The following is a 16,752-nucleotide window of genomic DNA, read 5'->3' as shown; positions in this document are numbered from 1 at the left end:
CATCGTCGCCCCAGACACAACCACTTCCCGAGAGGCCACCCCCCCAATGCCCAGCAGACGGACCGTTTTCAAGGGTCTCGCCCTCGCCGCCGCAGCCTCCGTCGTCCCCCTGCCCGCCTTCGCCGCGACCGGCTACGTGCCGCCGCTGCGACAGATGCGCGGCATGTGGATCGCCTCCGTGGTCAACATCAACTGGCCTTCCAAGAAGGGGCTGTCGGTCGAGGAGCAGAAGGCCGAGTACCTCGCCTGGCTCGACCTGGCCGTGGAGCGCAAGCTCAACTCGGTGTTCGTGCAGATCAGGCCCACGGCCGACGCCTTCTGGCCGTCGCCGTTCGAGCCGTGGTCGGAGTGGATCACCGGGGTCCAGGGGCAGGACCCGGGCTACGACCCGCTCGGCTTCGCGGTCGAGGAGACCCACAAGCGCGGCCTGGCCTTCCACGCCTGGTTCAACCCGTATCGCGTCTCGATGCAGCCCGACCCGGCCAAGCTCCACCCCGACCACCCGGGCCGCAAGAACCCCGACTGGATCCTGCCGTTCGGCGGCAAGCTCTACTACAACCCGGGCATGCCCGAGGTGCGTAAGTTCTGCCAGGACGCGATGCTCGACGCGATCACCCGCTACGACATCGACGGCCTGCACTTCGACGACTACTTCTACCCGACCAACACCACCGCCTTCGACGACAGCGCCGCCTTCGCGAAGTACGGCGCCGGCTTCCCCGACCTGGCCGCCTGGCGCCGCCACAACGTCGACCTCATGGTCTCGGAGATGCAGCAGCGCGTACGGCAGGCCAAGCCGGAGGTCTCCTGGGGCATCAGCCCGTCGGGCATCTGGCGCAACAAGGCCAGCGACCCGCTCGGCTCCGACACCGCCGGCGGCCAGTCCTACGACGGCCTGCACGCCGACACCCGCGGCTGGGTGAAGAAGGGCTGGCTCGACTACATCGCGCCGCAGCTCTACTGGTACATCGGCCAGCCCCCGGCCGACTACGCCAAGCTGGTGCCGTGGTGGTCGGACGTGGCCAAGGGCACCGGCACGATGTTGTGGATCGGCCAGGCCGCCTACAAGGCGGGCGACCCCGCCCAGGCGCCGCAGTGGCAGGACCCGGCCGAGCTGTCCAGGCACCTCACGCTCAACCGCGCCCATCCGGAGATCACCGGCGACATCTGGTTCAGCGCGGGCGACGTGCGGGCCGACCGCCTCAAGTCCGTCACCACCGCGGTCAACGACCACCACCAGCGGCCCGCGCTGGCGCCGCTGCTGCCGCGTCTAGCCGGCGGGCGCGCGCCCAGCCGCCCGGTGCTCGCCGTGGCCCGCAGGGTGAAGGACGGGGTCGAGGTCAAGATGGTGGCGACCGGGCGGGAGGAGCCGTTCCAGTTCGCGGTCTTCCGCTCCGCGAGCAGGAACACCTCCTTCGAGGACGCCCGCGACCTGGTGGCCGTGGTGCCGGGCGACCGGATCGTGCGCTGGACCGACCCGGACGGCAAGCGGGGCGACTACTACCACGTGGTGGCGGTGGACCGGGTGAGCAGGACGTCCCGGCCCAGCAATCCCTTCCGAGTGGTCTTTTAGGGAGATTTATGCGGGTTCTTGGGTTGATGTCGGGGACCTCCCATGACGGGATCGACAGCGCGATCGTTGACTGGTCGATGGAGGACGGCCTGCTCACCGGCACGATCGTCGCCACCGGTGAGCGGCCCTACCCGGACGGCCTGAGGGCCCGCATCGTCGCCGCGCTCCCGCCCAACGACGTGAGCATGGGCGAGGTCTGCGCGCTGGACACGCTGATCGGGCAGGAGTTCGCCGCGGCCGCCGTGGCCGCGGGACCCGCCGACCTGGTCTGCTCCCACGGGCAGACGTTCTTCCACTGGGTCTCCGGCGGGCAGGTCCTGGGCACGCTCCAGCTCGGCCAGCCCGCCTGGATCGCCGAGCGAACCGGGCTGCCGGTCGTCTCCGACGTGCGCGTGCGCGACGTCACCGCCGGAGGGCAGGGCGCGCCGCTGGTGTCCTATCTCGACCTGCTCATGCTCAACGGGATCGAGGGCCGCTCGGGGGCGCTCAACCTCGGCGGCATCGCCAACCTGACCGTGGCCGGGACGGCCATCGCCTACGACACCGGGCCGGCGGGCGCGCTGATCGACGCGGCGGCGCCGCCGTACGACAGGGACGGGGTGCTCGGCGCGGCGGGGACGGTGGACGCGGAGCTGCTGGAGGTGCTGCTCGCCGAGCCGTACTACCGCAAGGCGGCGCCCAAGACGACGGGCAAGGAACTGTTCACGCCCGGGTACGTGCGGCGGGCGCTGGCCGGGCGCGAAGAGATCGCCCAGCGGGACCTCGTGGCCACGCTGACCGCGCTCACCGCCGAGACCGTGGCGGCGGAGATCCGGCGGCACGGGCTCGACACCGTCGTCGTCTCCGGCGGCGGCGTGCGCAACCCCACGCTCATGGGCATGCTGCGCGCGCGCACGACGGCCCGCCTCGTGCCCAGCGACGAGCTGGGCGTGCCCTCGGACGCGAAGGAGGCGGTCGCCTTCTCGTTGTTCGGCTGGCTGACCGCGCACGGCCTGCCCGCCACCGCGCCCAGTTGCACGGGCGCGGCCGGGCCCCGCGTCCTGGGCACGTTGACGCCGGGCTCCGGGCCACTTGTGCTGCCGGAACCCCTCGCCGAAGCCCCGGTAGCGATCCGATTCCTATGAAGCCCTGCGCCCCGCCGCCGACGGTTGCTCGGCAGTGGAGCCCGACCGCTGTGGCGGCACCACGGGGGTGGGGCGGACCAGACCCAGCGCGACGACCTCGTTGGCCAGCCGCGTGCGCCGGTTGGTGCCCTCAGGGATCCTGAACTTCTGGTACAGCCGCAGCAGGTGCTGCTTGACCGCGGCTTCGGTCACCACCAGGTCGTCGGCGATCTCCCTTGCGGTCGCCGGTGCGACGAACGCCTCGTCCGACAGCGCCGGCCGGCACAGCGAGGTCAGCACGTCGACCTCTCTGCGGGTCAGCTCGGGGGCCGCCGCCCTGCGAAGCTCCACCTCGGGGGTGAAGTCCTCGCGCGGAACCCCGCCGATCCGGCCGCGCGCCGCTCCGAAGGAGACGACGTCGCCGTCGTCGAGGACCCTCCGGGCGATCGGCCTGCCGTTCACCCGCGTGCCGTTGCGGGACAGGCCCAGGTCAACGACATACAGGTAGGGTCCTCTGCGGACGAATTCGGCATGGAGCCGAGAGACGCTGGGATCGGTGAGTCGGATGTCGACACCGCGACCTCTGCCGACCGTCGTGATCTCGGGGCGCAACGGGACCACCTCGCCAGTGTCCTCGATGCGTATGAACGGCCCCTCCACGGCAGTTCCCTTCCGTTAGCGGACGCAGCGTGAGACGGCGGCAGTTCCTCCTCGGGTAGTCCGCCGTAACTATTACTACAGCTCCGGCTTACCCAACCGAGGGGATGCGGAATCGCCTTTGCCATAAGGAGAATCCGGCATGAAATTGGTCTGGACCTTTGCGGACGGTTTTGCCAGCTCACGGGTAGACTTCCAGCGACGATAAGCGGAGGAAACACTCGTGGCGGGACATCCGCCGCGAAGAGCGGAAAAGTCCGCCACGACCGCGAGCGGAGCGAGCCAAGGAGCACGATGGACAAGCCCACCAAAGGCCTGGCCGACGTCGTAGCCGCGTCCACAGCGCTCAGCGACATCGACGGCAAGGCAGGCCGCCTGTTCTATCGGGGATACGACATCCACGATCTGGCCGGCCGTGCGACGTTCGAAGAGACCGCCCACCTGCTCCAGCGCGGTACGCTCCCCAACCGCGCGGAGCTCCAGGCCTACGGTGACGAGCTGGTCGCCGGCCGCGAGCTGGGCCCGCTGGTCTCTGCCAACGTCGCGGAGATCGCCGAGAAGCAGAAGCCCATGGAGGCGCTGCGCTCGCTGGTCTCCCTGGCCAGCGCCGACGATCCCGACCGTGACTCCATCGAGGCGGAAGCCGACCTGCGCAAGGCCGCCCGCCTGACCGCCCAGCAGCCGCTGCTGGTCGCCCGCTACCACGCCGCCCGGTCCGGCAAGGGCGTCCCGGAGAGCGACCCGGCCCTGAGCATCGCGGGCAACTTCCTGCTCCAGGTGACCGGCCGTACCCCCTCCGCGCGCGAGGCGGAGATCTTCGACGCCTGCCTGGTGCTGCACGCCGACCACACGATGAACGCCTCGACGTTCGCCGCCCGCGTCTGCGCCGCGACGCTGTCGGACATGCACTCGGCCATCGTGGCCGCCATCGGCACCCTGAAGGGCCCGCTGCACGGCGGCGCCAACGAGCAGGTCATGAAGACGCTGGAGTCGATCTCGCCCGACGGCGTGGCCCAGGCCGTACGCGACAAGCTGGCCGCCGGCGAGAAGATCATGGGCTTCGGCCACCGCGTCTACAAGACCGAGGACCCGCGCGCCACGCACCTGCGCAGGATGTCGGAGGAACTGTCCGGCGACGAGCCGAAGTTCTACCGGATGTCCAAGGAGATGGAAGAGGTCGTCTTCGAGACCAAGGGCCTCTACCCCAACGTCGACTTCTACGCCGCCTCGGTCTACCACTACCTGGGGATTCCCACCGATCTGTTCACGCCGGTGTTCTCCATCAGCCGGATGTCGGGCTGGACCGCCCACGTGATCGAGCAACACGCGGACAACCGGCTCATCCGGCCCGATAGTGAGTACATCGGAGAACGCGACCAGAAGTGGAAGCCGATTGACGAACGATGATCAGAAGTGGGGGCCGTTTCCGCTGATCCTGGCGGGAGCGGCTCTTGCCATGCTCACGATCTTCTTCGTGGACGGCGAGTGGGGCGCGTTCGCGCTGGGCGCCGTCCTGCTCGTGGCCGCCGCACTGCGCTTCGCCGGGTACGGCGGGCTCATGGCCGTCCGGACGAAGCGGACCGACATGGTGATCTACGGTGGCTTCGGCGTCGGCCTGGTGGCCGTCGGCATGTTCCTGGAGTTCGGCAGCGTGCTCAAGCCCGCCGTGCTCCAGTTGCTCGGAGGATGAGAAAGGGCGGTGGGCCGGAGCCCACCGCCCTTCAGGTCATGCCTGGAGGCTCTCGATCGCCTGGTTGAAGGTCTTCGAGGGCCGCATCACGGCCGCGGCCTTGGCCGGGTCCGGCTGGTAGTAGCCGCCGAGGTCCACCGGCGAGCCCTGTACGGCCAGCAGCTCCTCCGCGATCGTCTTCTCCTGCTCGGCCAGCGTCTTGGCCAGACCGTCGAACGCCGCCGCCACCTCGGCGTCGTCGGTCTGCGTGGCCAGTTCCTGGGCCCAGTACAGGGACAGGTAGAAGTGGCTGCCGCGGTTGTCGATCGAGCCCAGCTTGCGGGCCGGCGACTTGTTCTCGTTGAGGAAGGTCGCCGTCGCCCGGTCGAGCGTGTCGGCCAGGATCTGCGCCCGCGCGTTGCCGGTCGTGCGCGCCAGGTGCTCGAAGCTGGCCGCCAGCGCCAGGAACTCGCCCAGGCTGTCCCAGCGCAGGTAGTTCTCCTTGACGAGCTGCTGCACGTGCTTGGGCGCCGAGCCGCCCGCGCCGGTCTCGAACAGGCCGCCGCCGCTGAGCAGCGGGACGATCGACAGCATCTTGGCGCTGGTGCCCAGCTCCAGGATCGGGAACAGGTCGGTCAGGTAGTCGCGCAGCACGTTGCCGGTGACCGAGATCGTGTTCTCGCCCCTGCGGATGCGCTCCAGCGAGAAGCCGATCGCCTCGACCGGGGCCATGATCTCGATCCGCAGGCCGCTGGTGTCGTGGTCGGCCAGGTAGGCGTTGACCTTCTCGATGAGGCTGGCGTCGTGGGCGCGGGTCGCGTCGAGCCAGAACACCGCCGGGTCGCCGGTGGCGCGGGCGCGGGAGACCGCCAGCTTCACCCAGTCCTGGACGGGGATGTCCTTGGTCTGGCACATGCGCCAGATGTCGCCCTGGCTGACCGCGTGCTCCAGGACGGTCTCGCCGGCGGCGTCCACCACGCGCACGGTGCCGGTGGCCGGGATCTCGAAGGTCTTGTCGTGGCTGCCGTACTCCTCGGCCTTCTGCGCCATGAGGCCGACGTTCGGGACCGAGCCCATCGTCGCCGGGTCGAAGGCGCCGTGGGCGCGGCAGTCGTCGATGACGACCTGGTAGATGCCGGCGTAGCTGCTGTCGGGGATGACGGCCAGCGTGTCGGCCTCGTTGCCGTCGGGGCCCCACATGTGGCCGGACTGGCGGATCATCGCCGGCATCGAGGCGTCGACGATGATGTCGCTCGGCACGTGCAGGTTGGTGATGCCGCGGTCGGAGTCGACCATGGCCAGCGCCGGGCCCTCGGCCAGCTCGGCCTCGAACGACGCCTTGATCTCGTCGCTCGCGCCGCTGAGGATGCCGCCCAGGCCGTCGTTCGGGGTGAGACCGGCCTGCGCGAGGGCCTCGCCGTACCGGGCGAAGGTCTTCGGGAAGAAGGCGCGCACCACGTGGCCGAAGATGATCGGGTCGGAGACCTTCATCATCGTGGCCTTGAGGTGGACGGAGAAGAGCACGTTCTCGGCCTTGGCGCGGGCGATCTGCGCGGTGAGGAACTCGCGCAGGGCGGCCACGCGCATCACCGAGCTGTCGACGATCTCCCCGGCCAGCACGGGTACGGACTCGCGCAGCACCGTCGTGACGCCGTCGTCGCCGACCAGCTCGATGCGCAGCTCCGTGGCCTCGGCCAGGATCGCGGACTTCTCCGAGGAGCGGAAGTCGTCGGCGGTCATGTGCGCCACGTCGGTCTTGGAGTCGGGCGACCAGGCGCCCATCCTGTGCGGGTGCGCCTTGGCGTAGGCCTTCACCGAGGCGGGGGCACGGCGGTCGGAGTTGCCCTCGCGCAGCACCGGGTTCACGGCGCTGCCCTTGACCTTGTCGTAGCGGGCGCGGATGTCGCGCTCCTCGTCGGTCTTCGGGTCCTCGGGGTAGTCGGGCAGGTCGTAGCCCTGCTGGCGCAGCTCGGCGATGGCCGCCTTGAGCTGCGGGATCGAGGCCGAGATGTTGGGCAGCTTGATGATGTTCGCCGAGGGGGTCTTCGCCAGCTCGCCGAGCTCGGCCAGGGCGTCGCCGATGCGCTGGGCCTCGGTGAGCCGCTCGGGGAAGCCGGCGATGATCCGCCCGGCCAGCGAGATGTCCCGACTTTCCACCCGCACTCCGGCCTTGGCGGCGTACGCCTGGATCACCGGCAGGAACGAGTACGTGGCCAGCGCTGGGGCCTCGTCGGTGTGCGTGTAAATGATGGTCGAATCAGTCACCGGATGTCCGCTCCACGTCTGAGATTGCTTGACATCAAGATATCCGGTGGCCGCTCCGCCCGCGACCTGGCCGTGGCCGCCTCGGGTCCCCGGCTTGGTGATCTCTTTTGGAGGGTTCCGGAGTGGTTCCGCCCAGCGATGGGGAAGTCACAGGGCGTAATTGACGATCGCGTCATGAGGGAGGTTCCCGATGCGTCTGGGTGTTCTCGGGTTGGTCGCGGTGGGCGCGATCGTCGGCGGATGCGGTGCGCAGCCGGCCGTGCAGACGGTCAGCAAGGCCGACGCCGCCAAGCAGGTGCAGCAGGCACAGCAGGCCAAGGCCGCCGCCGCGGCCAAGGTGAAGGCCAACGAACTGGGCCAGGTCCCGGTGCTGATGTACCACCGGATCGTGAAGGACCCCGGCTCCGACGACGACAGGACGCCGGAGAAGTTCCGGGCCGACCTGGAGCGGCTGGTCCGCGACGGCTACGTGCCGATCACCGCCGCCGAGTACGTCACCGGGAAGATCGGCATCCCCGCCGGCAAGCACCCCGTCGTGCTCACCTTCGACGACTCCTCGCCCTCCCAGCTCGCCCTGGACGACCTCGGCGTCCCCAGGGCCGACACGGCGGTCGCCATCCTGCGCGACGTGGCCGCCAAGAACCCCGGCTTCCGTCCCGTGGCGACCTTCTACGTCACGCGTGACATGTTCGGCAAGTCCGTGAAGGAGGAGCAGGCGCAGACGCTGCTCTGGCTCAAGGACAACGGGTTCGACATCGGCAACCACACGCGCGACCACGTCAACCTCGGCACCCGCTCCCAGAAGGAGGTGGCCGAGCAGATCGCCTCCATCCGGCAGCAGGTCCACTCGATGGCCGCCCAGGATCCGGTGACGCTGGCCCTGCCGTACGGGAGCCAGCCGCGTAAGAAGGAGTGGGCGCTGCGCGGCAAGGGCGGCGACGGGCCCTACAACCACAGCGGCGTCTTCCTGGCCGGGTACACGCCCGCGCCCGCGCCGTACACCAAGACGTTCGACCCGCTCGGGATCCCGCGGATCAAGGCGATGGACAAGAAGGGCGACTGCTCCCAGTTCTGCTCGACGGCGTGGCTGGACTGGCTCAAGAACAACCCGGACATGCGCTTCACCTCCGACGGCGACGTCAACACCGTGGCCTTCCCCAAGTTCAAGGCGCCGTTCCTGCGCAAGAACTTCACCGGTCGGGCGCTGCCCTACTAGTTCAGGCGGCCGATGACGGTCGCCAGGCCCCGCTCCTCGACGCGCCCGGGGAGCGGGCGGCCGGTGGCCAGGTCGAGGACCTCGTAGGCGGCTCCGTTCAGCGGGCCGCGCAGCTCGACCAGGACGGTGTTCTCGCCCGTCCAGCGCAGGATCGTGGTGATCGTCCAGCCGTCCCGCACGCGCGGTGTCACCGTGCGGGCGCTCTCGCCGGTGAGCACGATGCCCGTGGTCGTCACGGACTCGGGCAGCGCCTCCCTGGCCAGGGTGGCGAGCGTGCGGCCGTCCGGCGAGAGCGCGCCGTTGGCCGACAGGTCTCCCGGCACGGTGAACGAGCGCCGCTTCTCGCCCTGGGGCGAGCTGACGGTGAAGACCGTGACGCTGACCCGGCCCGGCGTGCGGTCGTCGGGCTCGACCGCCGAGGTCACCACGCCGCTGGAGGTCCAGCCACGCGCCTCGCCGTCCAGCCGGTGTACGCGGCCCGTCGCCAGGTTCACCACCTGGCGCCCCACGGCCAGGTGGCGGCCGTCGGGGGAGAAGAGTGGCTGCTCGCCCGTCACGGGCAGGGGTGTGATCTTTCCGGTCGGCAGGTCGTGCAGGACGAGGCCCTCGCCGCGTGGGTAGGCGGCGCGGGTGCCGTCGGCGCTGAGCGCGAGCGTCTCCTCCCCGTTGGCGCCGGGCAGCGACCACTCCTCGCCGCGCGTGGAGACCAGGCGCCAGCGCATGCAGTGGTCGCTTCTGGTGAGGCAGAGGGGCTGGTAGGCGTAGCGGACGGGCGCCGGGGCCGGGCCCCGGAGCTCGGTCGCGGGGGACGGCGGAGCAGTGGGGCCCGGCATGCTCCGCACCATCGGCAGGCTGCCGTCCTGCTGCCACGCGGGGAGCGAGACCCAGGCCGCGAGCACGAGCGCGCCCGCGGCCAGCCCTCTGCGGATCATGTGAGCCTCCCCGCGACCACGGTCTGGCCGGGTTCCGGCGACTCCTGCAGTTTTCTGGCCGTGCCGGTCCGCGGGTCGACCAGGTGGACGTCGTCCTGGTCGGCGCGCAGGACCAGCCGCCGGCCGTCCGCCGACCAGCCGAGCAGGGCGGACTCGGCGCTCGGGCCGTTGAGCTTCAGCGGTTCGCGGGTGCGCACCCCGGCGGTCTCCGGGTCCATGGTCAGCACGTCGGCCTGGGTGACGACGGCGAGCGTGCCGCCGTCGGGCGAGAGCCGTACGTCGAGGGAGGGGTCGAAGGGCGCGCGGGACAGGACCTTTCCCCGCACGTCGAAGACGACGAGTTCGGTCGCGGGGGCGCCCGGCAGGGTGCGGCGGCCGGTGGTGGCGGCGACCTTGCCGCCGCCGATGCCGATCACGCGGGCCACTCCCGGCAGCGGCGTGGCCGCTCCGGTGGGCGTGTGGACGAGCGTGGTGCCCACCGCGGCGTAGGCGCCGTCGTGGGAGAGCAGGACCTCGCCGGTGCCGTCGAGCTCGCGCACGCGGGTGCCGCGCAGGTCGCGGTGGACCAGCCGGCCTGTGCCGAGCTGCAGGTAGACCAGGTGGTTGCCGTCGCCGCTGATGGCCAGGGGGCCGCTGGTGTCGGCGTCGCGGTACGCGGAGATGTTGCCGGGCTCCTGCTGGAGTTCCCACCTGGTGGGGTCGCTCGCGAGCCAGGCGAACCGGATCGGGTCCGCGAACGCCTGGAAGCTCGCCGGGGGCGCGGGCGGTGGTGTGCGCAGGCCGTACAGGAGACCGCCCGCGGGCAGGAGCGCGGCGACGATCCCGAACGCCATCAGCGTGCGGGCGGAGCTGATCCGGGCGGCGAACTCGGCGCCGACCAGGTCGCTGGTCCCGGCGGGCACCGCGCGCCTGTGCAGGTCCCACAGGACCAGATGTACGGCCAGCAGCACCAAAGCCGGAATCGCCACCCAGACGCGGTCGAGCACCGCCATCTCCCCGGAGAACGACCGGACCACGAGCCACGCCACGACGCCCCAGCACGCCAGCGCGGACAGCCGCCAGGCGACGGTCAGCGCCGTGGGCGTGAGGCGGAGCCGTTCGCCGGAGAACCTCGGCCGGGTGGCGGCGAGCTGGATCTCGGAGACGAGCACGCCGGCGAGCCAGCCATAGAGCAGAAAGAGGAAATTCAGATTTCCCAGGAAGAAGAAGGAAAGGGCGCCACCGGCGGCCAGTCCGGCGCCGCGCCAGGAGCGGACCGCGCGCAGGTAGGCGATGGTGCCGTCGCCGTTGTAGGGCGTGATCGTCAGCCGGTGGCGCCGGGCGAAACGATCCAGGTTCGCGCGTGGAAGGGAGCGCGCGCTGAGCGCTAAACCAGAAATGACGGCTAAAGCACCAATAGCCGCGAGTATCAGCAAAGGTGGTCTTTCGTCATAGGTGGAAAAGCTAGCAGAATACCGACGTGATCCCGAGTGACGTATTCGACCGCCTCAATCCGTCGGCGGCGGCCGTGCGCCCGCGCTGGCCGGCCCTGATCGGCGCGATCCTGGCGCTGCTGCTCGTCTTCGTCTGGGGGTCGATCCCGCGGATCACGTCCTACGAGGGCGGCACCACCTCGGGCCGGCTCGTCGCCGACGACCTGGGCAGGGTGCACGGCCGCATCGACACCGTGACCCGGAGCGTCTTCAACGAGTCCCCCTACCCGATCACGCTGACGGGAGTGGCGGCGCGGGCCGAGGGGTTCAGGATCGCCGGGGCCGCGCTGCCGAAGGTCGTGCCCGCGGGCGGCGAGGTCGTGGTCGAACTCCTCGTGGAGTACACCGACTGCGGGAAGGCGGCGCAGGAGCGGGCCCCGGTGGTCTTCGAGGTGTCGGCGTGGTGGGGCAGCGGGCAGGTGACCACGTCCCCGGTCTCCGGCGAGTGGAACCAGCTCTTCAGGCAGCAGGGCTGCTAGGACCTCACCGAGAAGGACAACGCCTCCGTACGGCGCAGCCGCCCGATGAGCGGTTCGCCCATCGCCGCGGCCGTCGTCACCTGGCCGGCGACCTGGGGGGTGTCGTCGAAGGCCAGGCACAACGCCGCCTCGGCGACCATCTTGGCCGTGCCGCCGTATCCGGGGTCGCGGCCGGACACCTCGGTGACCACGCGCGTACCGCCTCCCTCGCCGAGGAACGTCAGCTTGAACCAGCTCTTCTCCCGCTGCTCCAGGGTGGGGCCCTCGCCCGGGGTGATCCGGTTCAGCAGCCACTCCCGCGTGGGACGGAGCTGGGCGAGCGCGGCCAGCGCCGTCGCGCCCCCGGCCATGGCCAGCGCCTCGGGCAGGCGGCGGACGGTCATGTACTGGCGGTAGGTGAAGTCCGGGCCGTAGCGCTCCAGCGCCCAGGCGGAGCGGCCCACGATCTGCGGGTCGATGGTGGGCATCGGCAGGGCGTACCCGCCGACGAACCTCGGCGGGCCGGGCAGGACGTCCACCGAACGCCCGGCGGGACGGGTCTCTGCCGCGCGGCGGCGCAGGGCCGTGGCGGCCATCTGCCGCACCCGCGACATCGCCGTCACCGCCGAGTGGAACGTCCCGCCCGACGGCCGGCCGCCGCCCCGCAGGAACGCGCTGACCTTCAGCGGCACGCCTTCCGGCAGCTCCAGGACCGTGTAAAGGACGCCGAGGTCGTACGGGATGGAGTCGAAGCCGCAGGCGTGCACGATCTTCGCCCCCGAGGCGGCGGCGCGCTCGTGGTGGCGCAGGTACATGAGGTTTACGAACTCCGGCTCGCCGGTCAGGTCGACGTAGTGGGTGCCCGCCTGCGCGCAGGCGGCGACCAGCGGCTCGCCGTAGCGCAGGTAGGGGCCGACGGTGGTGACGACCACGCGCGCCCGGCGGGCGACCTCGGCGACCGAGGCGGCGTCGTTCACGTCGGCGACCAGGACGGGCACGCCGTGCCCGAGCGCCTCCAGCCGTTCGCGGTCGCGGCCGGCGACCGCCCAGCTCAGCCCCTCGACCCCGGCAAGGTAGCGGGCGATGAGCTTTCCTGTGTAACCCGTGGCGCCGAACAGGACGATGTCGTGCATGGCGACAGAATGTCATTCCAGAGAACGGTTCGCGACGTCACGAACGGTTAACGGTTCCCTGAGAGCTTCATGAGCGTCGTACAGTTTGCCTCGTTGGGGTTTGTATACACGTGGGGATGGTCAATGCCGCAGATCGCGCCGCTCGTCGCCGGCGATCCCGAGCAGCTGGGCTCGTTCCGGCTGACCGGCCGCATCGGCGAGGGCGGCCAGGGCATCGTCTACCTGGGCGTCAACGAGCAGGACGAGCGGGCGGCGATCAAACTCCTGCACATCAAGTTCAGCGGTGACACGATCGCCAGATCCCGCTTCGCGCGCGAGCTTAAGGCGGCCGAGAGGGTCGCCTCCTTTTGTACGGCCCGCGTCCTGGAAGCCGACCTCGACGGCAACACGCCCTACATCGCCAGCGAGTACATCGACGGCCTGCCGTTGCGCGAGGTCGTCGACAACGACGGCCCGCTGCGCGGCACCGCGCTCGACCGGCTGGCCATCGGCACCGCCACCGCGCTGACCGCGATCCACCACGCCTCGATCGTGCACCGCGACTTCAAGCCCGACAACGTGCTCATCGCCGCCGACGGCCCGAGGGTCGTCGACTTCGGCATCGCCCGCATCATCGACTCCACCGGCACGATCACCAGCCGGGCCATCGGCACGCCCGCCTACATGGCGCCCGAGCAGATCGCCGGCGACGACGTCGGCCCCTACACCGACGTGTTCTCCTGGGGCGCGACGATCGCCTTCGCCGCGACCGGCGTCACGGTCTTCGAGGGCAGCTCGATCGCGGTCGTGCTCAACCGCATCCTCAATCACGAGGTCGACGTCAGCGCGATGCCCGAGCCGCTGCGCGGGGTGGTCGCCTCGGCGCTGGCCAAGGACCCGCAGGCCCGCCCCACGGCCGACCAGTTGCTGCTGCGCCTGCTGGGCCAGCCGGAGACCGCGGGCGCGTCCACCGCGGTGCTGTCGCGGGGCGCCGAGGTGGCCGGCGACGACACCACCCCCTTCACCCGGGTACGCACCACGCTGGCCGACGCGCCCGCCCGACAGGCCCCAGGCCACCCGACGCAGCCCCCGACCCAGCCCCCGACCCAGCCGCCGACGCAGCCCCCGACCCAGGTCCCGGCGCAGCCTTCGGCGCTGTCCGGGCTGGTCCGGGGGAATGCCGCGGAGACGCCGATGCGGCAGCCCGCGCGGCGCAACCTGCCCGGCCGCTGGATCGCGGTGGCCGTGGCGCTCGTGCTGCTCGCCGCCGCCGCCGTGCTGGCCGTGCTCAACGACTGGCCGGTCGCCTTCGGCGAGCAGCAGCAGGGCCAGCAGGTGAACGGCGGGAACAAGCCGCCCCAGCCGGGCCCGTTCACCTCGGTGATGGACAAGATCGCCAAGACCGGGAAGCTCACCATCGGCGTCAAGGGCGACCTGCCGGGCATCAGCCTGGGCAGCGGCGGATCGTTCCAGGGCTTCGACGTGGACCTGGCCGGGCTGACGGCGAAGGCGCTCGGGGCCAAGGACGTCAAGTACGTGCAGGTCGGCCGCTTCGATCGGGCCAACGCCCTGGCCGACGGCCGGGTGGACCTCGTGGTCGCCACCTACTCGATCGACCCCGACGAGGAGGTGCTGTTCGCCGGGCCGTACTACGTCGCCCACCACGACGTGCTGGTCCCCGCGGGCACCGCCAAGAAGCTGGCCGACCTCAAGGGCAAGAAGCTCTGCGCGCCCAGCAGCCCGTCGGTGCGCAGCGTGCAGGATCGGGTCGAGGTCGTGCCCGTCCGCGCCGACCACTACGCCCAGTGCATGGACATGCTGAAGAGCGGCGAGGTCGACGCCGTCCCCGGTGAGGATCTGCTGCTGGCCGGGTTCGCCAACCGGGAGGCGAGCATGCGCTTCGCCGTACTGGGAGCCAGGCTCAACAGCCAGCGCTACGCCGTCGGCATGGAACGCGGCGACGCCAGGACGTGCAAGGCCGTCTCCGGCGTGATCGCCGGCCTGCAGCGCGACGGCACCATCAAGAAGCTCCTGAGCAGGCACTTCGGAAACGTGGAGTTCAAACCCGAGCTGAACCCGACCGAGATGGAACCCTGCGGATGACGACCGGGTAACATCCGAAAGTCAATGATTCATCCTGCGAGTTAGGGGAAGGCCATGGCCACGCCCGTCAAGGTAACCGTCACCGGTGCCGCCGGTCAGATCGGCTACGCGCTGCTGTTCCGCATCGCGTCGGGGCAGCTCCTCGGGGCCGACGTCCCGGTGAAGCTGAGCCTGCTGGAGATCCCGCAGGCGGTGAAGGCGGCCGAGGGCACCGCGATGGAACTCGACGACTGCGCCTTCCCGCTGCTGTCGGGCATCGAGATCACCGACAACCCCGACGTCGCCTTCTCCGGCGCCAACGTCGCCCTGCTGGTCGGCGCCATGCCGCGCAAGGCCGGCATGGAGCGCGGTGACCTGCTGGAGGCCAACGGCGGCATCTTCGGCCCGCAGGGCAAGGCGATCAACGACCACGCCGCCGACGACATCAAGGTCCTGGTCGTGGGCAACCCGGCCAACACCAACGCGCTCATCGCCCAGCAGAACGCCCCGGACGTCCCGGCCGAGCGCTTCACCGCGATGACCCGCCTCGACCACAACCGCGCGCTGTCGCAGCTCGCCGCCAAGCTCCAGGTTCCGGTCACCGACATCAAGAAGATGACCGTCTGGGGCAACCACTCGGCCACGCAGTACCCCGACCTCTTCCACGCCGAGGTCGGCGGCAAGGTCGCGGCCGAGCAGGTCGACCAGGACTGGCTCAAGGACACCTTCATCCCGACCGTCGCCAAGCGCGGCGCCGCGATCATCGAGGCCCGTGGCGCCTCCAGCGCCGCGAGCGCGGCCAACGCCGCGATCGACCACGTCTACGACTGGGTCAACGGCACCGACTGGACCTCCGCCGCGATCGTCTCCGACGGCTCCTACGGCGTGCCCGAGGGGCTCATCTCCTCCTTCCCCGTCCGCGCCGCGGGTGGCAAGTGGGAGATCATCCAGGGGCTGGAGATCGACGCGTTCTCCCGCGAGCGCATCGACACCTCCGTGCGCGAGCTCGCCGAGGAGCGGGACGCGGTCAAGGGGCTTGGGCTCATCTGATCCTCTCTTGGGCGCGCGTCCGGCTCGGGCGCGCGCCTTTCGCTTTTCCCGCTACCGCGTGTCGCGCGGATGATCACCTGGTGCTGCACGTTCAATTGAGGGCGTACTGCACGGGGGGTCGGTCATGCGGCGCAAGATGCTCGCCGGGTTCGTGGGGGTTGTGGTGGCGGGCGTGCCTGGTCTCGCTCACGCGGGTCCGGGGTGGGGCGCCGCCGATCTTTCCGTACGGCTGGCCGCCCGGCCGTCCGTCGCCCAGCCGGGACAACCCATCAGCTACCGGGCCGAGGTTCGCAACGCGGGGCCCGGTGACGCCGTGCTGCCCGTGCTCAGGGTGACGGTGCCCGAGGGTGTGCGGGTGGTCAGCGTGGACGTGGCCACCTGCGACCGGGGCGTCAACGCGAACGAGGTGGTGTGCACCTCGCCCAAGGACATCCGGCCGGGCGGCAGGGGCGGCGTCACGATCACCGGCATCGTCCGCCCGGACGCGCAGGGACCCATGACGGCGGTGGCCACGCTCACCTCCGAGGTGCGCGACGACGACGACAGCGACAACTCCGCCACCCTGCTGACCGCCGTGGACGACGGCGCCGACCTGGGCCTGAGCCTGTCGGGACGGGCGGCCCGCGGCGGCAGGTACGCTCTGACGGCGCTGGTGCGCAACCAGGGCCCGCACATGGTCAGGGACGCTCGCCTCTACCTCAGGACGGGGCGCGCCCGGCTGGTGTCGGCGATCGGGGCTCGGTGCCGGGCCCGGCTGGGGTATGTGGCGTGCGGGCTGCGGGCGCTGGGTCCCGGCGAGCAGCTCCGGGTACGGCTCAGGCTGCGGGCCGCCGGTCGTCAGGTCGACGCCCGCGCCGGTGTGTACTCCGGCCGCCTCGGTGACCGGAACCCGTCCGACAACCGGGCCAGGCTGTGAGGTACTCCCGGAGCGGTTACGGCGTCACCGGGAAAGTCGCGGCGTTGTCCGGACATTTCACGATCTGAGGTCCCCGGACGTGTGCTGCGGGTTTTCGGACGCGTGAGGGTGGCGCGGTCCGGACGCGTGAGGGGGCGCGGTCCGGACGCGGACGGATGGCGTGGTCCGGACGGGTGAGGATGACGCGGTCCGGACGCGTACAGATGGCGCGGTCTGGACGCGTCAGGGTGTGGTGTTGGCCGGATCT

The 16,752-nt window shown here is 70.8% G+C and carries 14 protein-coding genes; 9 read left to right on the top strand and 5 right to left on the bottom strand.

The features are described from left to right. The first annotated feature begins 46 nt into the window (after window positions 1-46). Both ACIBEJ_RS16635 and ACIBEJ_RS16630 read left to right on the top strand, forming a co-directional pair. On the top strand, window positions 47-1,573 hold the full coding sequence (locus ACIBEJ_RS16635; protein ID WP_397183593.1) for a glycoside hydrolase family 10 protein: 1,527 nt from the start codon (window positions 47-49) through the stop codon (window positions 1,571-1,573). 8 nt (window positions 1,574-1,581) lie between these two features. Beyond that, window positions 1,582-2,697: an anhydro-N-acetylmuramic acid kinase gene (locus tag ACIBEJ_RS16630; RefSeq protein WP_397183592.1), complete on the top strand. Its 1,116-nt coding sequence runs from the start codon at window positions 1,582-1,584 to the stop codon at window positions 2,695-2,697. Here ACIBEJ_RS16630 and ACIBEJ_RS16625 read toward each other — a convergent pair. Beyond that, the gene (locus ACIBEJ_RS16625) at window positions 2,692-3,336 is read right to left on the bottom strand and encodes an FHA domain-containing protein (RefSeq protein WP_397183591.1); all 645 of its coding nucleotides are present in this window, start codon (window positions 3,334-3,336) and stop codon (window positions 2,692-2,694) included. The genes ACIBEJ_RS16630 and ACIBEJ_RS16625 overlap by 6 nt on opposite strands. Window positions 3,337-3,627: 291 nt before the next feature. On the opposite strand from ACIBEJ_RS16625, the gene ACIBEJ_RS16620 reads away from it, so the two are divergent. After that, window positions 3,628-4,740 carry a citrate/2-methylcitrate synthase gene (locus ACIBEJ_RS16620; protein WP_397183590.1) on the top strand — a complete coding sequence of 371 codons (1,113 nt, stop codon included), beginning with the start codon at window positions 3,628-3,630 and terminating at the stop codon, window positions 4,738-4,740. Next, entirely contained in the window at window positions 4,727-5,023 is a 297-nt protein-coding gene (locus tag ACIBEJ_RS16615; RefSeq protein WP_397183589.1) for a DUF3017 domain-containing protein, read from the top strand. The genes ACIBEJ_RS16620 and ACIBEJ_RS16615 overlap by 14 nt, the downstream gene beginning before the upstream one ends. Window positions 5,024-5,059: 36 nt before the next feature. Here ACIBEJ_RS16615 and ACIBEJ_RS16610 read toward each other — a convergent pair whose 3' ends face one another. Continuing rightward, window positions 5,060-7,267 (bottom strand): NADP-dependent isocitrate dehydrogenase, encoded by a 2,208-nt coding sequence (locus ACIBEJ_RS16610; RefSeq protein WP_397183588.1) that lies wholly within the window; start codon window positions 7,265-7,267, stop codon window positions 5,060-5,062. Between the two features lie 190 nt (window positions 7,268-7,457). Between ACIBEJ_RS16610 and ACIBEJ_RS16605 the strand changes: the two genes are divergently transcribed. After that, complete coding sequence (locus ACIBEJ_RS16605; RefSeq protein ID WP_397183587.1) at window positions 7,458-8,483, top strand: polysaccharide deacetylase family protein; 1,026 nt, start codon at window positions 7,458-7,460, stop codon at window positions 8,481-8,483. On the opposite strand, the gene ACIBEJ_RS16600 is transcribed toward ACIBEJ_RS16605, so the two are convergent. Next, window positions 8,480-9,415, bottom strand: coding sequence for a hypothetical protein (locus ACIBEJ_RS16600; protein WP_397183586.1), 936 nt, complete (start codon window positions 9,413-9,415; stop codon window positions 8,480-8,482). The genes ACIBEJ_RS16605 and ACIBEJ_RS16600 overlap by 4 nt on opposite strands. Beyond that, window positions 9,412-10,830 carry a TolB family protein gene (locus ACIBEJ_RS16595; protein ID WP_397183585.1) on the bottom strand — a complete coding sequence of 473 codons (1,419 nt, stop codon included), beginning with the start codon at window positions 10,828-10,830 and terminating at the stop codon, window positions 9,412-9,414. Before ACIBEJ_RS16595 ends, ACIBEJ_RS16600 begins: the two co-directional genes overlap by 4 nt. A 44-nt stretch (window positions 10,831-10,874) precedes the next feature. Here ACIBEJ_RS16595 and ACIBEJ_RS16590 point away from each other — a divergent pair, with 44 nt between their 5' ends. Further along, entirely contained in the window at window positions 10,875-11,366 is a 492-nt protein-coding gene (locus tag ACIBEJ_RS16590) for a hypothetical protein (protein WP_397183584.1), read from the top strand. Here ACIBEJ_RS16590 and ACIBEJ_RS16585 read toward each other — a convergent pair. Next, the gene (locus ACIBEJ_RS16585; RefSeq protein WP_397183583.1) at window positions 11,363-12,478 is read right to left on the bottom strand and encodes a saccharopine dehydrogenase family protein; all 1,116 of its coding nucleotides are present in this window, start codon (window positions 12,476-12,478) and stop codon (window positions 11,363-11,365) included. The two genes, ACIBEJ_RS16590 and ACIBEJ_RS16585, sit on opposite strands and share 4 nt — an antisense overlap. Before the next feature lie 123 nt (window positions 12,479-12,601). On the opposite strand from ACIBEJ_RS16585, the gene ACIBEJ_RS16580 reads away from it, so the two are divergent. From ACIBEJ_RS16580 to ACIBEJ_RS16570, 3 genes are all read left to right on the top strand, one after another. Next, the gene (locus tag ACIBEJ_RS16580) at window positions 12,602-14,560 is read left to right on the top strand and encodes a serine/threonine-protein kinase (protein WP_397183582.1); all 1,959 of its coding nucleotides are present in this window, start codon (window positions 12,602-12,604) and stop codon (window positions 14,558-14,560) included. Window positions 14,561-14,614: 54 nt separating this feature from the next. After that, on the top strand, window positions 14,615-15,589 hold the full coding sequence (locus tag ACIBEJ_RS16575; protein ID WP_397183581.1) for a malate dehydrogenase: 975 nt from the start codon (window positions 14,615-14,617) through the stop codon (window positions 15,587-15,589). 124 nt (window positions 15,590-15,713) lie between these two features. Continuing rightward, a complete protein-coding gene (locus ACIBEJ_RS16570) occupies window positions 15,714-16,505 on the top strand; it encodes a hypothetical protein (RefSeq protein ID WP_397183580.1) in 792 nt (263 codons plus the stop codon). The last annotated feature ends 247 nt before the right edge of the window (window positions 16,506-16,752 follow it).

It is taken from the genome of Nonomuraea sp. NPDC050790, assembly GCF_044456745.1.
Classification (GTDB): domain Bacteria; phylum Actinomycetota; class Actinomycetes; order Streptosporangiales; family Streptosporangiaceae; genus Nonomuraea.
The sequence above is the reverse complement of the archived record's forward strand: the minus strand, read 5'-3'. Positions and strand labels throughout refer to the sequence as shown.